Raw genomic sequence first — 19,352 nt, forward strand, 5'->3', positions numbered from 1 at the left:
GGCACTCTCAAAATGTCTGACCACCCGTTACGCGTGTATGAGGTTCTTGAAGAGGAATATGATCTATTGCATGGCGTGCCTTCGCCGTCTGTCGATTCGAAAAAGCCGGCCGAAGAGCGGCTAAAGAACATCATCAAAGAAAACCACAAGAAGAATCATGCTGCGATCTGTTTGTCCGGAGGCGGCATTCGCAGCGCGACTTTTGGTTTAGGAGTGCTTCAAGGCTTGGCCCACAACAACCTGCTGGACAAGTTCAATTACGTTTCAACAGTTTCGGGCGGAGGATACATCGGCAGTTGGTTGTCAGCCTGGATTCACCGCGAGGAGAAAGGCCTTCCAGGCGTGGCGAAACAGTTGCCCGGCGAGCACCCACCGTACGTGATGAAGCCCGAAGCGGAGCCCATTACGCATTTGCGCGCTTACAGCAACTACTTGACGCCTAAACTGGGCATGTTGTCGGCTGACACCTGGACGTTGGTCGCCATATGGATTAGAAATCTGCTTCTCAACTGGCTGGTGTTAATCCCACTTTTGCTCGCCGTGCTGGCCCTGCCTAGATTGTTCGTATCGCTTTCTCAGTTGTCACCTCCTGGTTACGTGAGAGTTGGCGCGCTGCTTCTGGCAATCATCCTGGGCGTGCAAATGATCGTTTACGTGGCGATTAGCCGGCCCACCATTGCCAAGAAAGATCGGGACCAAAAGAGCTTCCTCAAGTGGTGTTTCGTGCCCATGCTTTTGTCAGCAACCCTGCTCGCCTTGTATTGGGCCTGGTTCAATAATGCGAACACCGACTTAGAGAGAAGTCTGACGTTACACATTCTGGACGGGCGTTCCCGCATTCTTGGATTTATTGCTTTCGGCGTCGGGCTGCACCTCGCGGCTTGGGTCGTGTACACGATCTTGATGATCAGGTCACCTAAGCTGATTGTCAGTGAATTCGTCGGTCTCCTGTTCAATGGAATTGTCGGCGGCCTGATGCTCTTTGTGGTGTCGCTTCTCTTCCCTGAGCCAGCGAAAGAAATCAACCGGCTTTTGCTTTATTCGACGCTCGCCGTCCCGGTCTATTTGTTGCTGGTGTTTCTCGCCCTGAGCTTGTTCGTGGGCATCGCCAGCAGATGGACTAAGGATGAAGATCGCGAATGGTGGGCCAGGTACGGAGCGTGGGTTCTTATCGCCCTCGTTGTCTGGATCATCGGGAGTTTTCTCGTGGTGATGGGTCCCAGCGTGATAACTGATGTTTGGGCAAAACGTGTCGTACCCGCGGGCGGTGTGATTGGTGTTATCACCGCGCTCCTGGCACGTAGCGCGAAACTCCCGGCGAAGGGCGAGAAGTCGCAGGGTTGGATGGGACTGGTAATGCAACACGCATTGCCACTGGGAGCCATTGTGTTCGCCGCGGTGCTCGTGATGTCGTTATCGATTGCCACAGATGGCTTAATCGATCGGCTCGCGCCGTTTTGGAATTGGACTGGCTTGCTGTCAGCTAAAGCGATGGGCCACAGCTCGTTCGATGCATTTCGTCTAGACGTGCCGCGCACGCGAGAGATCTTGCTTTTCATGGGCGTGGCCGGCGGACTGGGCTTGCTCATGGCTCACGTGATCAATACAAACAAGTTTTCGTACCATGCGATGTATCGCAATCGCCTGATTCGCGCGTACCTCGGCGCGTCGCGTCAGAGCGTTGAGCGACGACCTAATAAATTTACCGGTTTTGATTCCGATGACAACGTGAACATGTGTGAGTTACGGCCCGAGATGCTGCATACGAAAAGCTTCAAGGAACCGAACGGGTTTAGCAGTCTCGTCAAGAAGTTACAGACCAAATCCGGTCCGGTCTCAGCTCACATCGTGGCGAACGTCTTGTCAGATTCGACAAAGCAACTGCTGAATCGGTATGACCCGGAGCTCGCGGGCGACCAGACAGGGAAACTGCTGGAAAGCGCGTTGATTAGGGATCTCAACAATGCCCTGCTGCAGTTCCCAATTATCCCATCGGCGATTCAAAGTGAATTTGGAATAGACCTCGAAGGAATGGACCCGGCCCCGACCAGCGTCAAATTTGTGAAGCGTAATCGACAAGCTCTCGAGACAGCTTTCAAAGATGACATTCGCCCGGCGAACTCCTACCAAAATATCGATCTGGAAGATCTCTCCCCGACGAGCGCCGAATTTGTGAAACGTAACAGTGAAGCCTTCGAAGCAGCATTCGAGGAGATTCTACCGGCGATCGTGTCGGACGTAGACATAAATTGGGAAGATCTCTCACCGACGAGCGCCGAATTTGTGACGCGTCACAGGCAAGCCTTCGAAGCAGCGCTCGAGGAGATTCGGCCGGCGATAGTGTCCTACCGACGTCCGCTACACATCGTAAACATCACCCTTAACCTGGTGGGCGGCGATCGACTTGCCTGGCAGCAGCGAAAAGCGGAGTCTTTTACTGTAAGCCCATTACATTGCGGCAGTTTCCAGATTCATACAGACGGGCGCACGGGACCGGCCTATGGTTCTTACCGGCGCACTTTCGATTACGGTGGCCAAAAGGATGGCGGCATTAGTCTCGGCACGGCAATGGCGATCTCGGGGGCCGCCGCCAGCCCCAACATGGGTTACTACTCTTCGCCCGTGGTCACGTTTCTGATGACGCTGTTCAATGTCAGGCTGGGTTGGTGGTTGGGAAATCCAGCACCTGCCGGAGAAGTCCCACTTAAGCTACGAGCCCGCGGCATCAAGCATTATTTCGAACTGGCACATCCCAAGTCTGCCGTCTACCCGATCATCGCCGAGGCTTTGGGCTGGACCGATGACAAGAATAACTATGTGTATCTGACTGACGGCGGACACTTCGAGAATCTTGGCCTTTACGAAATGGTTCTGCGCCGTTGCCGCCTGATTGTAATAAGCGACGCCGCCGGCGATCCCGATTTTCAGTACAACGATCTAGGGAATGCCGTGCAGAAGGTGCGTACCGACCTGGGCATTCCGATCGATTTTGGACCGATGAATCTCTTTCCGCGCAGCGAGAAGAAACCGGGAGTTTACTGCGCCATTGGAACAATCCGTTATTCTTGTATCGATAAGGGTGAGCCTGACGGAAAAATCATCTACCTTAAGCCGGCGTTTTATGGTGACGAGCCACGCGACATCTATCGCTATGCCATGACGCATGAGACTTTCCCGCAGCAAAGCACTGGTGACCAGTGGTTTGACGAATCACAATTCGAAAGCTACCGAAAGTTGGGCTCGTATATTGTTGACAAGATCTGCAATGCCGGAGCGGGGGAAGGTTCGTCCGCGTTAATTGATGCCGAACTCGACGGGCTTCTCAAAAAAGCGACTGCGGGATCACAGCTAAAAGTTTCAGAAGCTCCGGCGCATCAGCAAAACCTGCCTGACAGCGGTCTCGGTATTCTTATCGGCTAGAGTCATCAGACAAATCTGTCTGATCGCGGTCGAAGTGCTAGTTGCCGCTACCGGGTGGAATATTGCGCCAGCGTTTGCGGAAAGATGCGGACGCCTTCGGGCATCTTCGCCATCGGAATCTTGTTTGCACCTGTGAGAATGTCGCGCGCGGTCATGCCGTAAACCTGCGAGTTGTCTTCGTTGTCCGGCTGGATGACTACGCCTTTAAGCTCGAGTCCCGCGAAGGCACCCTTGCTGCGCGAGTAAGAAAGAATTTGAGCGTTCAACCTCAGGTCCGTCGAAGCACTCGCGGCCCTTCCCACCGGACCGGCAGCCGCGCTGCCTTCACCGCCAATCTCTAACTTGTTGCCGAGCAAACTTCCGACGGCTTCTTCATTCATAAACAAGAGAACGTAGTCGGTTGACGAGGCGCCAATCTGCAAACCGAAGCTGCCGCCGGTGAGATCGAAAAACGCCGGCGCGCTCCAGCCGCCCGCGACGCGGCGGCTAATGACCCCGGAGCCTCGTCGCCCGCCCACGATAAAGCCGCCCTTCAAGACACCGGGAAACACGGCGACGGCTTCAGCGCGCTGCAGCAGGTCGCGCGGAATGGATTTCTCGCGCGTCGCCATGATGGAATTGAAAACGCGGGTCGCGCGTTCTGACTGCTTGGCCGCAGCGAGAGCTTTCTTTGTGCTGCGTTCACGGCTGGTCTGCGCGAAGGCGGTAAACGGAATCAGCAGGACGAGCAGAATTATCAATCGACTTGCGAAGCGCTGCATCTATTCTCCTCTTATCAATACCAATGTTAAAGGCGAGCTACCGCCCGCTCTTTTGTCGGGCACTAGCCCGACTCTTAACCCTCACGCAAAGACCGGCCACTTTCATTTCCTGGCAGAGTACCTGGCTAACGTGCGCGGAAAGATCCGAACACTCGCAGGCATCCCGGTCAGCTTCCATTGTCGCGCCGGCGAAAGCACCCCGTCGGCTTTCATTCCATAAACCGGTTCGTTGTCGTTGTTATCGGGCGAAATCACCACGCCTTTGATTTCCAATCCGGCGAACAGGCCCTTGCTGCGCGAATAAGAAAGTATCTGAGCTTTCAATTGCGCATCGGTTGAAGCCGCCGCCGATCGGCCGATGGGACCGGCCGCGATGCTGCCTTCGCCCCCAATCTCGAACTTGTCCTGCATCAAGCTATCAACTGCGCCGGTGTTCATGAAAAGCAAAATCACATCTGTTTTGGAGGCCCCTATCTGCAATCCGAAGCTGGCCCCGTTCAAGTTGTAGAACGCCGGAGCGCTCCACCCGCCGGGTACTCGCCGGCTGATTACGCCGTGTCCGGTGCGGCCGCCGACAATAAAGCCGGCTTTCACCATTTCAAACACGGCCACAGCTTCCGCTTTGTCCAGCAGGTTCTGCGGAATTGCCTTATCGGGCACATTCATGATTTCTGTGAACGTATTAGCTGCGGATTGCGTCTCTTTCGCCGCTTTCGCGAGTTTGCTCGCATTCTTAGGGGGCGTTTGCGCAGACACAATTAAGCCAACACAAAGAACCGCGAGGACGACAACAACCGTAAGACGAAAAACCTTGATTGACTGATACATAACTCCCCTTTCTGTAACCACACCGAAACAGGGGGACTCATGATGACGTTTGCTCACTTGTTCGGAGCATACTTATAATCGCTCGCTCTGACAACGCGGTGCGCACGCGTCCCGCGTGCTAGCGCGCTGGAAACGCGCGTACCTAACATGCCCATCGGTACTCCATTTCATGAACGGACGTTTGCCCTGTGCGAAAGTCTCAACTATCGCGAGTGGTCGGGCTACTACGCCGTCAGCGCGTACGAGACGCATCACGATCATGAGTACAACGCGATTCGAAATGCCGCGGCGCTGATCGACATCTCGCCGCTGTATAAATATCGAGTCACGGGAAACGATGCGACGCGTCTGGTTGATCGAATCATAACGCGCGACATGCGCAAGGTTTCCGTCGGGCAGGTGATTTACACGCCCTGGTGTGACGAGCACGGCAAGGTGATCGACGACGGCACAGTCTCCCGGCTCGAAGAGAACGTCTATCGGTGGACAGCGGCCGATCCAAGTCTGCGCTGGTTCACGCAGAACGCGGCCGGGCTCGATGTTGAGATCGAAGACATTTCGGAATCGGTCGCCGCGCTCGCTCTGCAAGGTCCGACATCGGGTCGCCTCCTGAAAGCCGTTGTCGCCAACGCTGACATCGAGAACCTGAAGTACTTCCGCGTCACCAGAGGCACAATCGCGGGTGTGCCGGTGGAAGTTTCGCGCACCGGATACACCGGCGATCTCGGTTACGAAATTTGGCTGCCGGCAGCAGACGCGGTGAAGGTTTGGGACACACTGATCGATCAGGGCAAGCCGTTCGACATTAAACCCACCGGCATGCTCGCCTTGGATGTCGCGCGCATCGAAGCCGGGCTACTGCTCATCGATATCGACTTCAGCAGCAGCAAGAAAGCGCTGATCGATCCACAGAGATACTCACCGTATGAAATGGGACTCGGCCGCCTGGTCAGTCTCGACAAGCAGAAGTTTGTCGGGCGGGCGGCTTTGGTCGCCGAACAGAAGCGCGGGACCCCGCGGCACATCGTCGGCCTGGAAATTCACTGGCCTGAGGTTGAGACGATTTACGAGCACGTTGGTTTGCCGCCGGCTGTCTCGCCCATCGCGTCGCGCGTAGCGGTTCCTGTTTACAGCAACGGAACGCAACTGGGTAAAGCGACTTCAACCACCTGGTCGCCCACGTTGAAAACAATGATCGCGCTGGCCACTCTGGAAAGCGACTTCACCAAAGTCGGTTCGAAGGTTGAAGTCGAAATTACGGTGGAAGCCGTACGGCATCGAGTACCCGCCACGGTCACCAAGACGCCGTTTTACAATCCGAAGCATAAGATGGCGACGCCGATACTGTGACGGTTTCGGGTTCCTAGTATCGGGTTTCGAGTTTCGAGTTTCGGGTTTCGGGTTTCGAGTTTCGAGTTTATCGCTCCGTAGGAGCGGAATGTTTATAGAACCGTTCGAGTTCCGGAACTTCCGTAAGCTCCTTAGGAGCGGAATACCATTTCGCTCCTAAAAGGAGCTTACCTCAATCAAACTGGTGGCAAGCTATAAACATCTCGCTCCTAACGGAGCGACAACTTCGCAAGCCACTTGAAAGTCACCGAAGCGTGAATCAACCCGTCTCAATGAGCGATTCTCTGAACAAAATCATCGACAGCTACGACCCGAGCGCTCAACTCGAGCGTGCATCCACTATTCCCGCGCCGTGGTACACAGACGAACGCGTCTTTGAACTTGAACAGCGAACCGTGTTCAGCCAATCGTGGCAGGTAGCGGCCCGCGTCGATCAACTTCAGAAATCGGGTGACTACGTTACGACTGATATTGGCGATGAGCCGGTCGTGGTTGTTCGTGGCAGCGACAATCAGATAAGGGCCTTCTTCAATGTGTGCCGGCATCACGCCGCGGCGGTAATGACTGAGCCGCACGGCAACGCACCGCAGATGCGCTGCCCCTATCACGGCTGGACGTATTCACTCGAGGGCGAGCTCAAAGGCACTCCTGATTTCAGCGGTGTCTGCGATTTCGATCGCGGAGGCAACGGATTAATACCGGTTGAGGTGGCGGGTTGGCAGAACTGGATCCTGGTGCGGAGTAACGGCGGACAAACTATCGGTACGCAGGCCGCTGGCCTGCTGAGAACGCCGGAGGCTTGCGTACCGATTTCTGCCAACCGAACACTCGAAAATCAACCAATCGAGGATTGGCTCGGCAATCAACTGGTCAACGAAATCGGCGCGCTGGGACTCAGCAATCTTCAGTGGTTCGAACGCCGGAAATACATCATCGACTGCAATTGGAAGGTCTTTGTCGATAACTATCTTGACGGCGGCTATCACGTGCCGCATTTGCACAAAGGCCTGGACAGCGTGCTCGATTACAGCAACTACACGATCGAGTGCGGCGCACGTCACTGCCTGCAGAGTAGTCCCATGGTTACGACTGACGACGCCGATGTCGCCGCGACGCGGTCCGGCGAGCGCGCGCTCTACTACTGGATTTATCCGAACTTCATGATCAACTGCTACGACGGCGTGATGGATACCAACCTGGTGAGGCCCATCTCAGTTGATCGCACTGAAGTCATTTTCGATTTTTATTTCGCGGATGTTTCCGACGACGCACGGGCACAAAATCTGGCCAGCGTCGCCGTCGGCGATCGGATTCAGCAGGAAGACCTGGATATCTGCGCTTCGGTACAGCGCGGCTTAAAGTCGCGTGCTTATGATGCGGGGCGTTTGTCGGTTCGGCGGGAAGCCGGCGAACATCTCTTTCACCGGCTCCTGCACGCGGATTTGAAACGCGGAATTCTCTTAAAATGACTTCACGAAGCGCCGCCCGGGAGCTTTTTCAGGGCCTTGGTAATCGCGTGGCGCAAAGATCCTTCGTTCGCGGTCGGATCGCCGGTTATGACCCCGTCCGTATAAAGCAACACCTCACCAGTTCGGGCATCGACGATCCCAATATTGACCATTAGATACGCCGGCACACCTCCAACCAATAAACGAAAGGCTGTTTTGCCGGACGTCTGCTTTTGACCCTTGCCACGGATGAAAACAATGGCGTCGGCGTTCTTGTCGAGGTTTAGGTTCAGGACTTCATCACCCATCGTGAAGCGGGCCTTCTTAACGTCGCTGCGCTTCTTCATGATCTTCGGCAGCAGGTCATCATAACGGGACTGAATATCCGCGACGCCGTATTTCTGCTCGGCGGCGCCATCGCCCGGGCCGCTTAAAGTTGCGACCTGCTTGTTTGCCAGGGCATCGGAAACCATTTTCGCAACTCGCTCACTTACCGCTTCAGATTCAGCCGCCATGCCTTCGGGGCCTTTCATGCTGTCTCTGGTGATGTCGACTTTTGCCGGCAATACAACCACGTTCCGAATGGTGGTTTCTTTCTTGACGATCTTCGGATGCAGAAACTGGGCGGGCGCACTCAAGGGCACCAGCGACGCAGCAAACACAACGGCTGCGACAACAATCAAGCCTCGGAATCTGTGCAACAAATGTTGAGGATGGGAAATCATTTCTAAACTCTCCTTAAGGTTTCAATACGTCTTAGAATTCTTTCACGATCGAACGCAGTCGGCGCCAGCTCGATGTATTTTTCATAAGCCGTGAGGGCCTCCGCAGTTCGACCCAGCTTCTCGTAAAGCATGCCGAGTCCGCGATGCGCAGCCGGCACTGGTGCGTTCAAACCCAACGAACGCAAATACAACTCTTCAGCCTTTTGCTGATGAATCTTCCAATTTTCCTGGCCGGCCGGGGTCGCCAGCAGTTCACGCTCGAGTTCATCAGCCGTTCGCTTCTCCCGCTTTTTGGCCGCGTCCTTCTTGCCGCTGTTCGTCAATTCGCGCCCAGCCAACTGTGGCGACCGCGGGCCAAGGGTGCGAAACGCTTCGGCCAACAGAAAAACGTTCTCGGACGAGTCGGGCCGAAAGTCTACCAGCCGCTGCGCAAAGTAAACGGCCGAGCGATACCGCGCCGCATTAATCGCGAGCTGCACGTTGTGCCGCATCACCGGCTCCATTTTCCGGAAGTACGCTGCCTTCTCGCGATTCAACTCCATCTGAGGAGTTACCCGGTCAGCCCGCGTACCCAGATACGAGGTCAGGTACCTGACGCGCTCCTGCAATTCCGGATGATCGTTGTAAAAGAGTTTGATCTGCTCGCCTTCAATATCCTGGCTGAGCAGCTTCATCACATTGATCGCTTCTTCAGGCGGATACTCGGCTGAGATCATCATGTCCACCGCCCGATGATCGGCTTCGCGTTCCGAGTCGCGACTGTAACCGGCAATCATAGACATGACGATGAAAGGCGAGATCGCGGCGGCCAGACTAATGGCGGTGCCCACCATTCCGGGCGTAACCGAGCCGATGATCGCGATGACATTCATCGTCAGAAACTTCTTCCGGTTGCTGCGGTTTTGCATGTAGGTGTGGCGTCGCATGACGTGCGTCAGTTCGTGCGCCATGATCGCAGCCAGTTGTGATTCATTGTCGACCAGCGCCAGCAGACCCGTCGTGACATAGATCGATCCGTTGGGCAGCGCAAACGCGTTCGGTTCAGGATCGCGTAATGCGCGGAACTTCCAGGCTACATTGTCGAGAAACAGGCCTGCTGGAATGAGTGAGCGGCCAATGCGAGACAGGTAAGCATTTGTGGCTTCGTCTTCGAGTACGAGGCCGTCTTTTTCGAAACGGCGATCGAGCAGATTCACCTGCTCGAGGACCTCCAGATCGACGTCGCCGAACTTGAATTCTTCACGAACCGGCGGCGCGGTTGCTTCGACCGGTGCCTGCTTTTTCTGAGCAAAGGCGACGGGAGCAACTGAAGTAAACGCGACACAAAAGCACAGTGCCGCGACAATAAAACTTCTCTTCCTGAGAGTATTCATTTGGGGGAACCTCCACAGTCCTTTCAGAGGCCGGGGTGCGTAACGAAAACTTTCTCCGAATCCGCGGTTGTAGTCAAGCGCGCAGCCAGGCAAATGGTGAATTGTGTCCTCGCGTTGAAACCGCGCGTCAAAATGGCGCTTCTCACGTTAGGTTAACGCGGCAAGGGATCGGTGATATAAGCAGCGCGTGCCGATACTCACAGGCGAAAGCAGCAGCGAAACGTTTCCGTGTCCAAACTGCGCGGAGTTCATTGCCGGGAACTCGCTTCAATGTCGATACTGCGAGTTAATTATCCCTCCTGAATACGCCCGCGGCGCCGTCATGGCCCAAAACAAAATTAACCAGGCTTGCGACGAAGCAGGTTGGTTGCGCGCCTTCACCGCCGTGATGTGGGTGTTCTTTTTCGTCCGGTTCATTCCTTTTTTCGGCTTCGTCGGCGGAGGCGGCATGGTGATGACATTCTTCTTAACCCCGGTCTGGTTGATTTATTGGTGGGCTCGATTTGGTGAAATCAGAACAGCAGATGTGGACTACGCCGCAGCAAAGCGCAATTGGATCATTTCGTTGTTTCTTTGGCTCCTAATGATGGCCGTCCTTTTCACTATGGTAGTTCTGCCCATCGTCTTGACGGCGATCCGTTCATAACACGGTTACTGCCTGGCAACGCGGTACCGCACAAAGCTATTGAGCTAAACCACGCTGCTGTGATAATTGAGACTCCCAAATGAGTGCCCTTCCGATCATCATTGGCGCGCTGTGCGTCATTGCCATTTCTTATCGTTACTACTCAGCGTTCATCGCCGCCAAAGTTCTGGCCCTGGATGACACACGCCCGGTGCCGTCGCAGACGATGTACGACGGCCACAACTATTACCCGACAAACAAGTGGGTCCTGTTCGGACATCACTTTGCCGCGATTTCCGGCGCCGGGCCGCTGATTGGGCCGGTGCTGGCCGCGCAATTCGGATATTTGCCCGGACTGCTGTGGCTGGTCATCGGTGTCTGTCTCGGCGGCGCGGTCCACGACTTCATGATTCTCGTGGCCAGCATCAGGCGCAATGGCAAGTCGCTGGCTGAGATCGCGCGAACTGAAATCAGCGGCTTGTCAGGTTTCGTTGCGGGGCTCGCAATTCTCTTCATCGTGGTAATTGCGCTGGCCGGACTTGGTCTGGTGGTGGTGAATGCGCTGGCCGAATCGCCCTGGGGAACTTTCACGGTCGGCTTCACGATTCCGCTCGCGTTGTTCATGGGGCTTTACATGTACAAGTTCCGCAAAGGAAAGATTACGGAAGCGACCATCATCGGCGTGATCGGACTGTTGTTCGCAGTCTGGCTGGGCGGCAAGATTGCCGAGTCATCGTGGGCGGCAACCTTCACCCTTTCGCCGAACAAAGTGATTGTGATCATGGCAGCGTACGGCTTCATCGCTTCAGTGCTGCCGGTGTGGATGCTGCTCTGCCCGCGCGATTATCTTTCGTCGTATTTGAAAATCGGCACAGTCGCATTTCTCATTATCGGCGTGATAGTTGTCGCTCCAACATTGCAGATGCCACCCCTTACGCCGTTCGTTTCCGGCGGTGGCCCGATCGTTTCCGGAAAGCTCTACCCCTTTGTCTTCATCACGATTGCCTGCGGCGCCATCAGCGGTTTTCACGCGCTGATTTCATCCGGTACGACGCCAAAGATGATCGCGAAAGAAACTGACGCGCGCATGATCGGCTACGGCAGCATGCTGATCGAAGGCACCGTCGGCGTAGTGGCATTGATTGCGGCGGCGTCGTTGTTTCCCGGTGACTACTTCGCCATCAATACGGCGCAGCGAACTGATGCTCAACGTGCCAGTTACGTGCGCATGGTCGACGAACGTACACAGCAAGGTTTCAATCTGCAGCCGCAGGAACTCGACAAGCTGGAAGCAGAGTCAGGCGAGAAGGTTCGCGGCCGGACGGGCGGCGCGGTGACGCTGGCACTCGGCATCGCGAAGATTTTCGACGGCATTCCCGGCCTCGGCGGACTGATGAAGTACTGGTATCACTTCGCCATCATGTTTGAGGCCTTGTTCATCCTCACCACGATCGATACAGGCACACGGGTGGCCCGATTCCTTGTCGGCGAGTTCGGCGGGCGATTTTATCGGAAGCTTGAACAGCCGAACTGGCTACCGGGATCAATTCTCACCAGCGCCGTCGTCGTGACAGCGTGGGCGGCATTCATTTGGACGGGATCGATATCGACCATTTGGCCCATGTTTGGCATCGCCAATCAATTACTTGCCGCCGTCGCTTTGTGCGTGGCGACCACCGTAATCATCAACATGGGCAAAGCGCGCTACGCCTGGGTAACACTTGTGCCATTGTCGTTCGTGGGCAGCACGACGCTGGTGGCCGGGTATCAATCGATCCGCGATATCTTCTGGCCGCAGGCCCAAAACCCTCTTACATCGACGCAAGGCTACATCAACACTTCGCTGACGGCGCTCATCATGACCGCAGCTGTGATTGTGCTGGCGGACTCAATTCGAAAATGGGTGAGCGGACGGAGGACACCGCAACGCATCTCGGAGGCGGTTGCGGAAGCGTAGAAGGTCAATGCGTCCCTATGTGGATCGTGTGAGCCGGAGGCTGTAGCGACCGGATCAAAGACTCAATTTGGATGGCATTCGATTTCTGTCGCCCGCTAAAGCGGACTCAGGATCTTTTGGGACGTGATCCCCGGGTGACGCTCGGCTGCGCTCGCTCACAGGGGCTACCATCTGTCGCTGCTCCGCGGCTCGTTGATGCGCGTTGGACACTTCTGCGCCAATCGGCAATAATACGCCTTTAATCAGCCAGGCATTTTTCTCGCCTATCGCCCAAACGAAAAGGAAGGATTTTTTTGATCGTGAAATCGATGTCGAACTTTGTCGCGGCACAGCGCCGCCGAATCATTAGCTTTTTATTCGCAATTGTTGCTTTTTCCGTCGCGGCCCCGAGCGCCTTCGCACAGTCGCATGGCGGCGGCGAAGCGGCCCTCAAGCTGCCGGATCTTTCAAGCGTCTCGTTCCGCGGGATCGACGGACATAAGCTGCTGCTGATTGGCATCGTGTTCTGTTTTCTCGGCTTGCTGTTCGGTCTCTGGATTTACATTCAGTTGAAGAACCTGCCCGTGCATCGCTCGATGCGCGAAATCTCTGAACTGATTTACGAGACCTGCAAGACGTATCTGATCACCCAGGGCAAGTTCATCATGCTGCTCTGGGTTTTCATCGCGGCCATCGTCATTGCCTACTTTGGTATCCTGCGGCCCGTGCCGGATCACCCGGTTTTTCTGACGGTTCCGATCATTCTGCTTTTCAGTCTCATCGGTATCGCGGGCAGCTACGGCGTCGCCTGGTTCGGCATTCGGGTGAATACGTTTGCGAATTCGCGCACCGCGTTCGCCAGTCTCGAAGGCAAGCCCTTCCCGATTTACGCCATCCCACTAAAAGCCGGCATGAGCATCGGCATGCTGCTGATCAGCGTCGAGCTGCTCATCATGCTTTTCATTCTGCTGTTCGTTCCGGGTGACTATGCGGGCGCGTGCTTCATCGGCTTCGCGATCGGCGAGTCGCTGGGCGCGGCGGCGTTGAGAATTGCCGGCGGCATCTTTACCAAGATTGCCGACATCGGTTCTGACCTGATGAAGATCGTCTTCAAGATCAAGGAAGACGACGCGCGTAATCCTGGCGTGATTGCCGACTGCACTGGCGATAACGCCGGCGACTCAGTCGGACCCAGCGCCGACGGTTTTGAAACTTACGGCGTCACTGGCGTCGCGCTGATTACCTTCATTCTGCTCGCGGTGCCGAGCCCAACGGCCCAGGTTCAGTTGCTCGTCTGGATTTTCGTGATGCGCATCATGATGCTGGTCTCGAGCGCGGTGTCTTACTTCGTCAACGAAGCGCTTGCCAAGGCTCGCTACGGTAATGCCGGCGACATGAACTTCGAAAAGCCTTTGACGACGCTGGTATGGCTCACCTCGATCGTTTCGATCGTCCTGACCTACATCGTTTCGTTCCTGATGGTTCCCGACCTGGGCGGCGATACCAGTCTCTGGTGGAAGCTCGCCACTATCATTTCATGCGGAACGTTGGCCGGCGCGGTCATTCCCGAACTCGTCAAGGTCTTCACCTCGACCAGCTCGCGGCACGTGCAGGAAGTTGTGACGTCATCGCGCGAAGGCGGGCCGTCGCTGAATATTCTGTCGGGCCTGGTTGCCGGGAATTTTTCCGCGTTCTGGCTGGGCATCAGCATCGTGGGCCTGATGGCGATCGCATTTATCTTTAGCACGATGGGGCTGGAGGCGCTGATGGCTGCCCCGGCAGTCTTCGCGTTCGGTCTGGTGGCTTTCGGTTTCCTTGGCATGGGGCCGGTGACGATCGCCGTCGATTCCTACGGACCGGTGACGGACAACGCACAGTCGGTTTACGAACTGTCGCTGATCGAACAACAGCCGAACATCGTTGAGGAACTGAAGCGCGATCACAATGTTACGGTCGTGTTTGAACGCGCCAAACACCTGCTCGAAGAAAACGACGGTGCGGGAAACACGTTCAAAGCCACGGCAAAGCCGGTGCTCATCGGCACGGCGGTCGTCGGTGCCACGACGATGATCTTCTCGATCATCATGACTCTGACTGACGGTCTCAGAGATCAGGAAGCTCTGCAAAGTCTTTCGATTCTGCATGCGCCGTTTCTGCTGGGTCTGATTACCGGCGGCGCGATCATTTACTGGTTCACGGGCGCATCGATACAGGCCGTGACCACCGGCGCATACCGGGCGGTGGAGTTCATCAAAGCGAACATTAAGCTGGAAGGCGCCGAAAGGGCTTCAGTTGAAGACAGCAAGAAGGTCGTCCAGATCTGCACGCAGTACGCGCAGAAAGGCATGTTCAATATTTTTATGGGCGTGTTCTTCGCGACGCTTGCGTACGCGTTCGTCGAACCCTTCTTCTTTATCGGTTATCTGATTTCGATCGCGGTGTTTGGACTGTACCAGGCGATTTTCATGGCCAACGCCGGCGGCTCATGGGACAACGCCAAGAAGGTTGTGGAAGTCGATCTGAAAATGAAAGGCACGCCGCTTCACGACGCCACGGTGGTTGGCGACACGGTGGGCGATCCGTTCAAAGACACTTCATCCGTGGCGCTGAACCCGGTGATTAAGTTCACCACTTTGTTCGGTCTGCTCGCGGTTGAGTTGGCGGTCAGCGTCAGCAGCGACACCGGCCAGTTCGGCGCGAACGGTCTGGTCATTAGCCGCGTACTGGCGGCAATCTTCTTTCTGATCTCGCTCTACTTTGTGTGGCGTTCGTTCCACAAGATGCGCATTCACAGTGACGACATTACAGGGGCGGCGGTCACCGCTTACGGCAGCGCTTCGCCGGTCCGATATTGTCCAAAATGCCGGCAGTCTTACTCCGACCCGTCGCTGCAATACTGCCTGGAAGACGGCGCCCATCTGGTGAACAGTCTCGACGCCGCCGATTTGAACGCCACGCATGTTTTGCCCGGCGAGACCGTGGCCAGTCCAACGGTTCCTTCGGATCGCGCGCGCGATGATGGGGACTAAATTAAGTGACAACGTGAGCACCTAAGTCTTATTCTGTCGTTGTTAATACGCGATTGTCATGATTCGCTCGATTCTGTTTCCGACTGATTTCTCATCGGTAGCCAACAGCGCCTTTCCTCTGGCCGTGGCTATCGCGGCGCAGTTCGATGCGGTCGTGCAATCAATTCACATCGCGCACGGTGGCGATCCGCACATCACCGAAACTTCACGCTATGAGTTCCCGGGCCTGCCCACGGGTTCGTCGGCCGTTCGGGTGATCCAGACGATTATCCCGAAAGAAGAAGATGACCCGGCCCAGATCATCATGCGCTGCGCCGCCGAACGTGAGGGCGATTTGATCGTCATGGCTTCACATGGCCGTTCGGATGTGGCGCAATTCTTCCTGGGCCGTAGCGTGGCGGAACAGGTGGCGCGCGATTCCAAGGTGCCAACGATCATCGCCAGGCTGCACGGACCGCGACGCACGACGCGGCCGATCGATCGCTTTGCCACGATCGTTTTCGCGACTGACCTTTCCGAGAAATCCAAGGTGATTCTGCCCGTGACGACCGCGATCGCCCGCAAGACAAAAGCAAAAGTGGAAACGCTCTGCGTGTTTGCGGAGGGCGATGAAGAACCGGCGGATGGCGGAAAGGGCAAACTGGAACAGTTTTTTGAAGAAGCGGGCGCGACTGAGATGTTCGGCAAAGTGCGGCGTGTCCATGGAGGCGTTGCCGAAGCCGTCGTCGAACATGCCGGCCGTCACAAAGCCGACCTAATCGCGATCACCACTACGCTGTGCTGCGGCGGGGACGAGCGTCTGACCGGCACCGCTGAATTCATTATTCGAAACGCACCTTGTCCGGTATTATGTGTGAGACCATGACTTTCAAGTTTCAAGTCTCAAGTTCGCTTTGTTGAACGCCAGATTTGAACCTGAAACTTGAAACCTGAAACTTGAAATTAAGATGAGCACATCAATAGCAAAAAGTGAGACTCTTTTAGAAGTTGCCCTCGCGCCGTTCGATATCGTCCGTCAGGTCGGATTGGTAATCGGATTCAGTCTGCTGACGGCGCTGTCTGCTCAGATCGTCATTCCAATCGGCCCGGTGCCAGTTACCGGACAAACCTTCGCGGTGCTTCTGACCGGTGCCTTGTTGGGTTCGCGTCTGGGTGCGATGGCAATGATTGCTTATTTGATTGAAGGTGCGAGTGGTTTGCCGTTCTTCTACGGCGGCGGCGCTGGATTAGCCCATCTGTTCGGACCCACGGGCGGTTATCTGCTGTCGTTCCCCGCGGCGGCGTTCATTACCGGTGCGTTCGCTGAGCAAGGTTGGGATAGAAAGTATTTGACTTCGGTCGCCGCGATGTTCGTGGGCTCGCTGGTGATCATGCTCTGCGGCTGGCTCTGGTTTTCGTACTTGACCAAAACTTCGCCGCTCGTCGCTTTTCAGTTCACCGTCCTGAAGTTCATTCCGGGCGACATCATCAAGATCGCGCTCGCCGCAGCAGTGTTACCTACCGGCTGGAAACTGGTGGGTAAGAAACGCTAGTCATAACACTAATTCCATAAACAATGCTCCTGAGACCGGGTTGGTGTAATACGCCTCGATCTCTTTGAAGCCGAGCGAGCGATAAAGCGCGATCGCTTTCCCCATCTGCTCGGGAAGTGTGTCGAGCCGCATTCGTTCATAGCCTGCGTCGCGAGCCTCGTCAACGATCCGTTCCGCAAGTTCTCGGCCGCGGCCTTTGCCGTGAAACTGTGGACGTAGAAAAAGGCGCTTCATCTCGCAAACCCCGTCGCTCAGTTTGCGCAACGCGACACAGCCGACCAACTGATCATTCTCGTATGCCAGCAGCAACCGTCCGCTTGGAGGCGCATAGGCTCCCGGCAGTTCCGCTAATTCTTTCTCGAAATTCTGAAAGCACAGATCGAGACCGAGCCAGGCTTCATACTCACGGAAGAGTCCGCGCGCCTGTTGAGTGTGTTCCGTTGTGTGGGCTTGAATGATCTGCATAAGAGTAATCGACCTCCCCTCCCCCGTAAACGGGGAGGGGTTGGGGGTGGGGTTGCGGAGCGCGCCAACCCCTCTCCCTTACCCCTCGCCGCTTGCGGACAGGGGTACACAAAAAAACTCGGCCTGACACCGAAGTATCAGGCCGAGTCCTTTTCCATGTAAAGATACGAGTTGACTACGCGGTGAACGAAGATCCGCAGCCGCAGCTTCCGGTCGCGTTCGGATTAGTGAACGTGAAGCCTGCACCCATCACGTTTGTGACGTAATCGATCTGGACGCCGTTCAGGTATTGCGCGCTGAACATATCGACGAACAGGCGCACGCCTTTTTCGTCGAGCACAAAGTCGCCCTGGCGCGAAGCCTCTTCGATATTCAAACTGTATTGAAATCCCGAGCAGCCACCCGGCACGACACGTACGCGCAGGCCGGCGGTTTCCGGTAGGCCTTCTTCACTCGCCATAAACTTCTTAATTTCCACTGCTGCCGGTTCGGTGACGTTCAAGTTCACCGACGGTGCTCCCGGCGCCGCGGGGGCTGGAGAAGTCGTTATTGCTGGATTAGCTGACATATTTAAATCTTACTCCGTTCTCTATTTCTAAAAGTCGTTTATTAAGATCTTTGGACTTAGGGCTTTGTACTTTGAAAACCGGGCGAAGCACTAAGAACTAAGCACAAAGTACGCTTTGGATTCTACTGAGATTTTTTCAAAACAACAAGCTCGGGTTTCATCGCCTCGATCGAGACTTGCCGGGCCACTTCTTCAGCAACTTTGCGAAAAGCCTGAGCTTGCGGCGAGTCCGGCTGACCCACAACCACGGGCACGCCCTTGTCCCCGCCTTCGCGGACTTCAATGCCCATCGGCACCGAACCCAGGAATGGCACGCCGTACTGGGCGGCCAACTTTCCACCGCCGCCTTCACCGAAAATGTTGTAGCGTGTACCCGTGTCCGGCGCGATGAAGTAACTCATATTCTCAACCACACCGAGCACGGGTACGGCCACGGTTTCAAACATCCGCAGCGCGCGCCGCACATCGATGAGTGCGACTTCCTGCGGCGTAGTGACCAGCACCGCGCCCTGGACGGGAACGAGTTGAGCGAGACTTAGTTGGACGTCACCAGTGCCGGGCGGCATATCAACGATTAAGTAATCGAGTTCGCCCCACTTCACATCCGAAAGAAACTGCTTCACCAATCCGTGCAGAATTGGGCCCCGGACAATCAGAGGCTTGTCGCCCGGCTGCAGCACCGCCATCGAGATGAGCTTTATGCCGTAAGCTTCGACGGGAATGAGTTTGTTGACTTCAACTTCCGGCCGCGCGTTCGCGACGCCGAGCATGATCGGCACGTTAGGGCCATACACATCCGCATCCATCAAGCCGACTTTCGCGCCGTCGAGAGCGAGCGCAACGGCAAGATTCACGGCGACCGTCGATTTACCGACGCCGCCCTTACCGGATGACACGGCGACGATGTTCTTCACGCCGGGTACCGAAACCTTGTCGCCGAGGCCGCGGCCTTTCGGCACTTCGGCGTCCATGGTTACGGTTACCGACCGAACCCCTTCGATTGCCGTAACCAATTCACGCGCGGCGTTCTCCATTTCGCTTTTTACGGGGCATGCCGGCGTTGTCAGCACGATGCGAAACGAAACATCGCCGTTGTTGATAATCAGATCCTTGATAAAGCCAAGTGTGACGATATCTTTGTGCAGATCGGGATCTATGATCTGCCGCAGCGCATTAAGCACCACGTTTTCATTCAACTGAGACATGCGTCGATTATGCGAAGCGGCGAGTGATTTGTCGAACGGTGACACAGACTTCAGTCTTTATTGTCTTCGCTTTGGAATTCACAGACT

General features: G+C 55.8%; 15 protein-coding genes. 8 read left to right on the plus strand and 7 right to left on the minus strand.

The window, feature by feature from the left end; all coding sequences use genetic code 11:
* The first annotated feature begins 12 nt into the window (after positions 1-12).
* Positions 13-3,420, plus strand: coding sequence for a patatin-like phospholipase family protein (locus VFX97_17590; protein HEX5705015.1), 3,408 nt, complete (start codon positions 13-15; stop codon positions 3,418-3,420).
* A 47-nt stretch (positions 3,421-3,467) separates the two neighbouring features.
* Here VFX97_17590 and VFX97_17595 read toward each other — a convergent pair whose 3' ends face one another.
* Together VFX97_17595 and VFX97_17600 are read right to left on the minus strand one after the other, a co-directional pair.
* Positions 3,468-4,181 carry a lipid-binding SYLF domain-containing protein gene (locus VFX97_17595; GenBank protein HEX5705016.1) on the minus strand — a complete coding sequence of 238 codons (714 nt, stop codon included), beginning with the start codon at positions 4,179-4,181 and terminating at the stop codon, positions 3,468-3,470.
* Between the two features lie 102 nt (positions 4,182-4,283).
* A complete protein-coding gene (locus tag VFX97_17600) occupies positions 4,284-5,009 on the minus strand; it encodes a lipid-binding SYLF domain-containing protein (protein ID HEX5705017.1) in 726 nt (241 codons plus the stop codon).
* A 147-nt stretch (positions 5,010-5,156) separates the two neighbouring features.
* On the opposite strand from VFX97_17600, the gene VFX97_17605 reads away from it, so the two are divergent.
* Positions 5,157-6,359 carry an aminomethyltransferase family protein gene (locus VFX97_17605; GenBank protein HEX5705018.1) on the plus strand — a complete coding sequence of 401 codons (1,203 nt, stop codon included), beginning with the start codon at positions 5,157-5,159 and terminating at the stop codon, positions 6,357-6,359.
* 272 nt (positions 6,360-6,631) lie between these two features.
* A complete protein-coding gene (locus VFX97_17610) occupies positions 6,632-7,828 on the plus strand; it encodes an SRPBCC family protein (protein ID HEX5705019.1) in 1,197 nt (398 codons plus the stop codon).
* 2 nt (positions 7,829-7,830) lie between these two features.
* Here the strand turns inward: VFX97_17610 and VFX97_17615 are convergent, their stop codons facing one another.
* Positions 7,831-8,532, minus strand: coding sequence for a hypothetical protein (locus VFX97_17615; GenBank protein ID HEX5705020.1), 702 nt, complete (start codon positions 8,530-8,532; stop codon positions 7,831-7,833).
* A gap of 2 nt (positions 8,533-8,534) precedes the next feature.
* The gene (locus tag VFX97_17620; GenBank protein HEX5705021.1) at positions 8,535-9,905 is read right to left on the minus strand and encodes a M48 family metalloprotease; all 1,371 of its coding nucleotides are present in this window, start codon (positions 9,903-9,905) and stop codon (positions 8,535-8,537) included.
* Between the two features lie 322 nt (positions 9,906-10,227).
* Here VFX97_17620 and VFX97_17625 point away from each other — a divergent pair, with 322 nt between their 5' ends.
* From VFX97_17625 to VFX97_17645, 5 genes are all read left to right on the plus strand, one after another.
* Entirely contained in the window at positions 10,228-10,551 is a 324-nt protein-coding gene (locus VFX97_17625; GenBank protein HEX5705022.1) for a hypothetical protein, read from the plus strand.
* A gap of 79 nt (positions 10,552-10,630) precedes the next feature.
* Positions 10,631-12,487: a carbon starvation CstA family protein gene (locus VFX97_17630; protein ID HEX5705023.1), complete on the plus strand. Its 1,857-nt coding sequence runs from the start codon at positions 10,631-10,633 to the stop codon at positions 12,485-12,487.
* 299 nt (positions 12,488-12,786) lie between these two features.
* The gene (locus VFX97_17635) at positions 12,787-15,495 is read left to right on the plus strand and encodes a sodium-translocating pyrophosphatase (GenBank protein HEX5705024.1); all 2,709 of its coding nucleotides are present in this window, start codon (positions 12,787-12,789) and stop codon (positions 15,493-15,495) included.
* Between the two features lie 58 nt (positions 15,496-15,553).
* Positions 15,554-16,360, plus strand: coding sequence for a universal stress protein (locus tag VFX97_17640; protein HEX5705025.1), 807 nt, complete (start codon positions 15,554-15,556; stop codon positions 16,358-16,360).
* An 82-nt stretch (positions 16,361-16,442) separates the two neighbouring features.
* Entirely contained in the window at positions 16,443-17,027 is a 585-nt protein-coding gene (locus VFX97_17645; GenBank protein ID HEX5705026.1) for a biotin transporter BioY, read from the plus strand.
* Here the strand turns inward: VFX97_17645 and VFX97_17650 are convergent, their stop codons facing one another.
* From VFX97_17650 to VFX97_17660, 3 genes are all read right to left on the minus strand, one after another.
* Positions 17,028-17,492, minus strand: coding sequence for a GNAT family N-acetyltransferase (locus VFX97_17650; GenBank protein ID HEX5705027.1), 465 nt, complete (start codon positions 17,490-17,492; stop codon positions 17,028-17,030).
* A 175-nt stretch (positions 17,493-17,667) separates the two neighbouring features.
* Positions 17,668-18,060, minus strand: coding sequence for an iron-sulfur cluster assembly accessory protein (locus VFX97_17655; GenBank protein ID HEX5705028.1), 393 nt, complete (start codon positions 18,058-18,060; stop codon positions 17,668-17,670).
* Between the two features lie 122 nt (positions 18,061-18,182).
* On the minus strand, positions 18,183-19,310 hold the full coding sequence (locus tag VFX97_17660) for an Mrp/NBP35 family ATP-binding protein (protein HEX5705029.1): 1,128 nt from the start codon (positions 19,308-19,310) through the stop codon (positions 18,183-18,185).
* Positions 19,311-19,352 lie beyond the last annotated feature (42 nt).

The organism is Pyrinomonadaceae bacterium, from assembly GCA_036277115.1.
Taxonomy (GTDB): domain Bacteria; phylum Acidobacteriota; class Blastocatellia; order Pyrinomonadales; family Pyrinomonadaceae; genus UBA11740.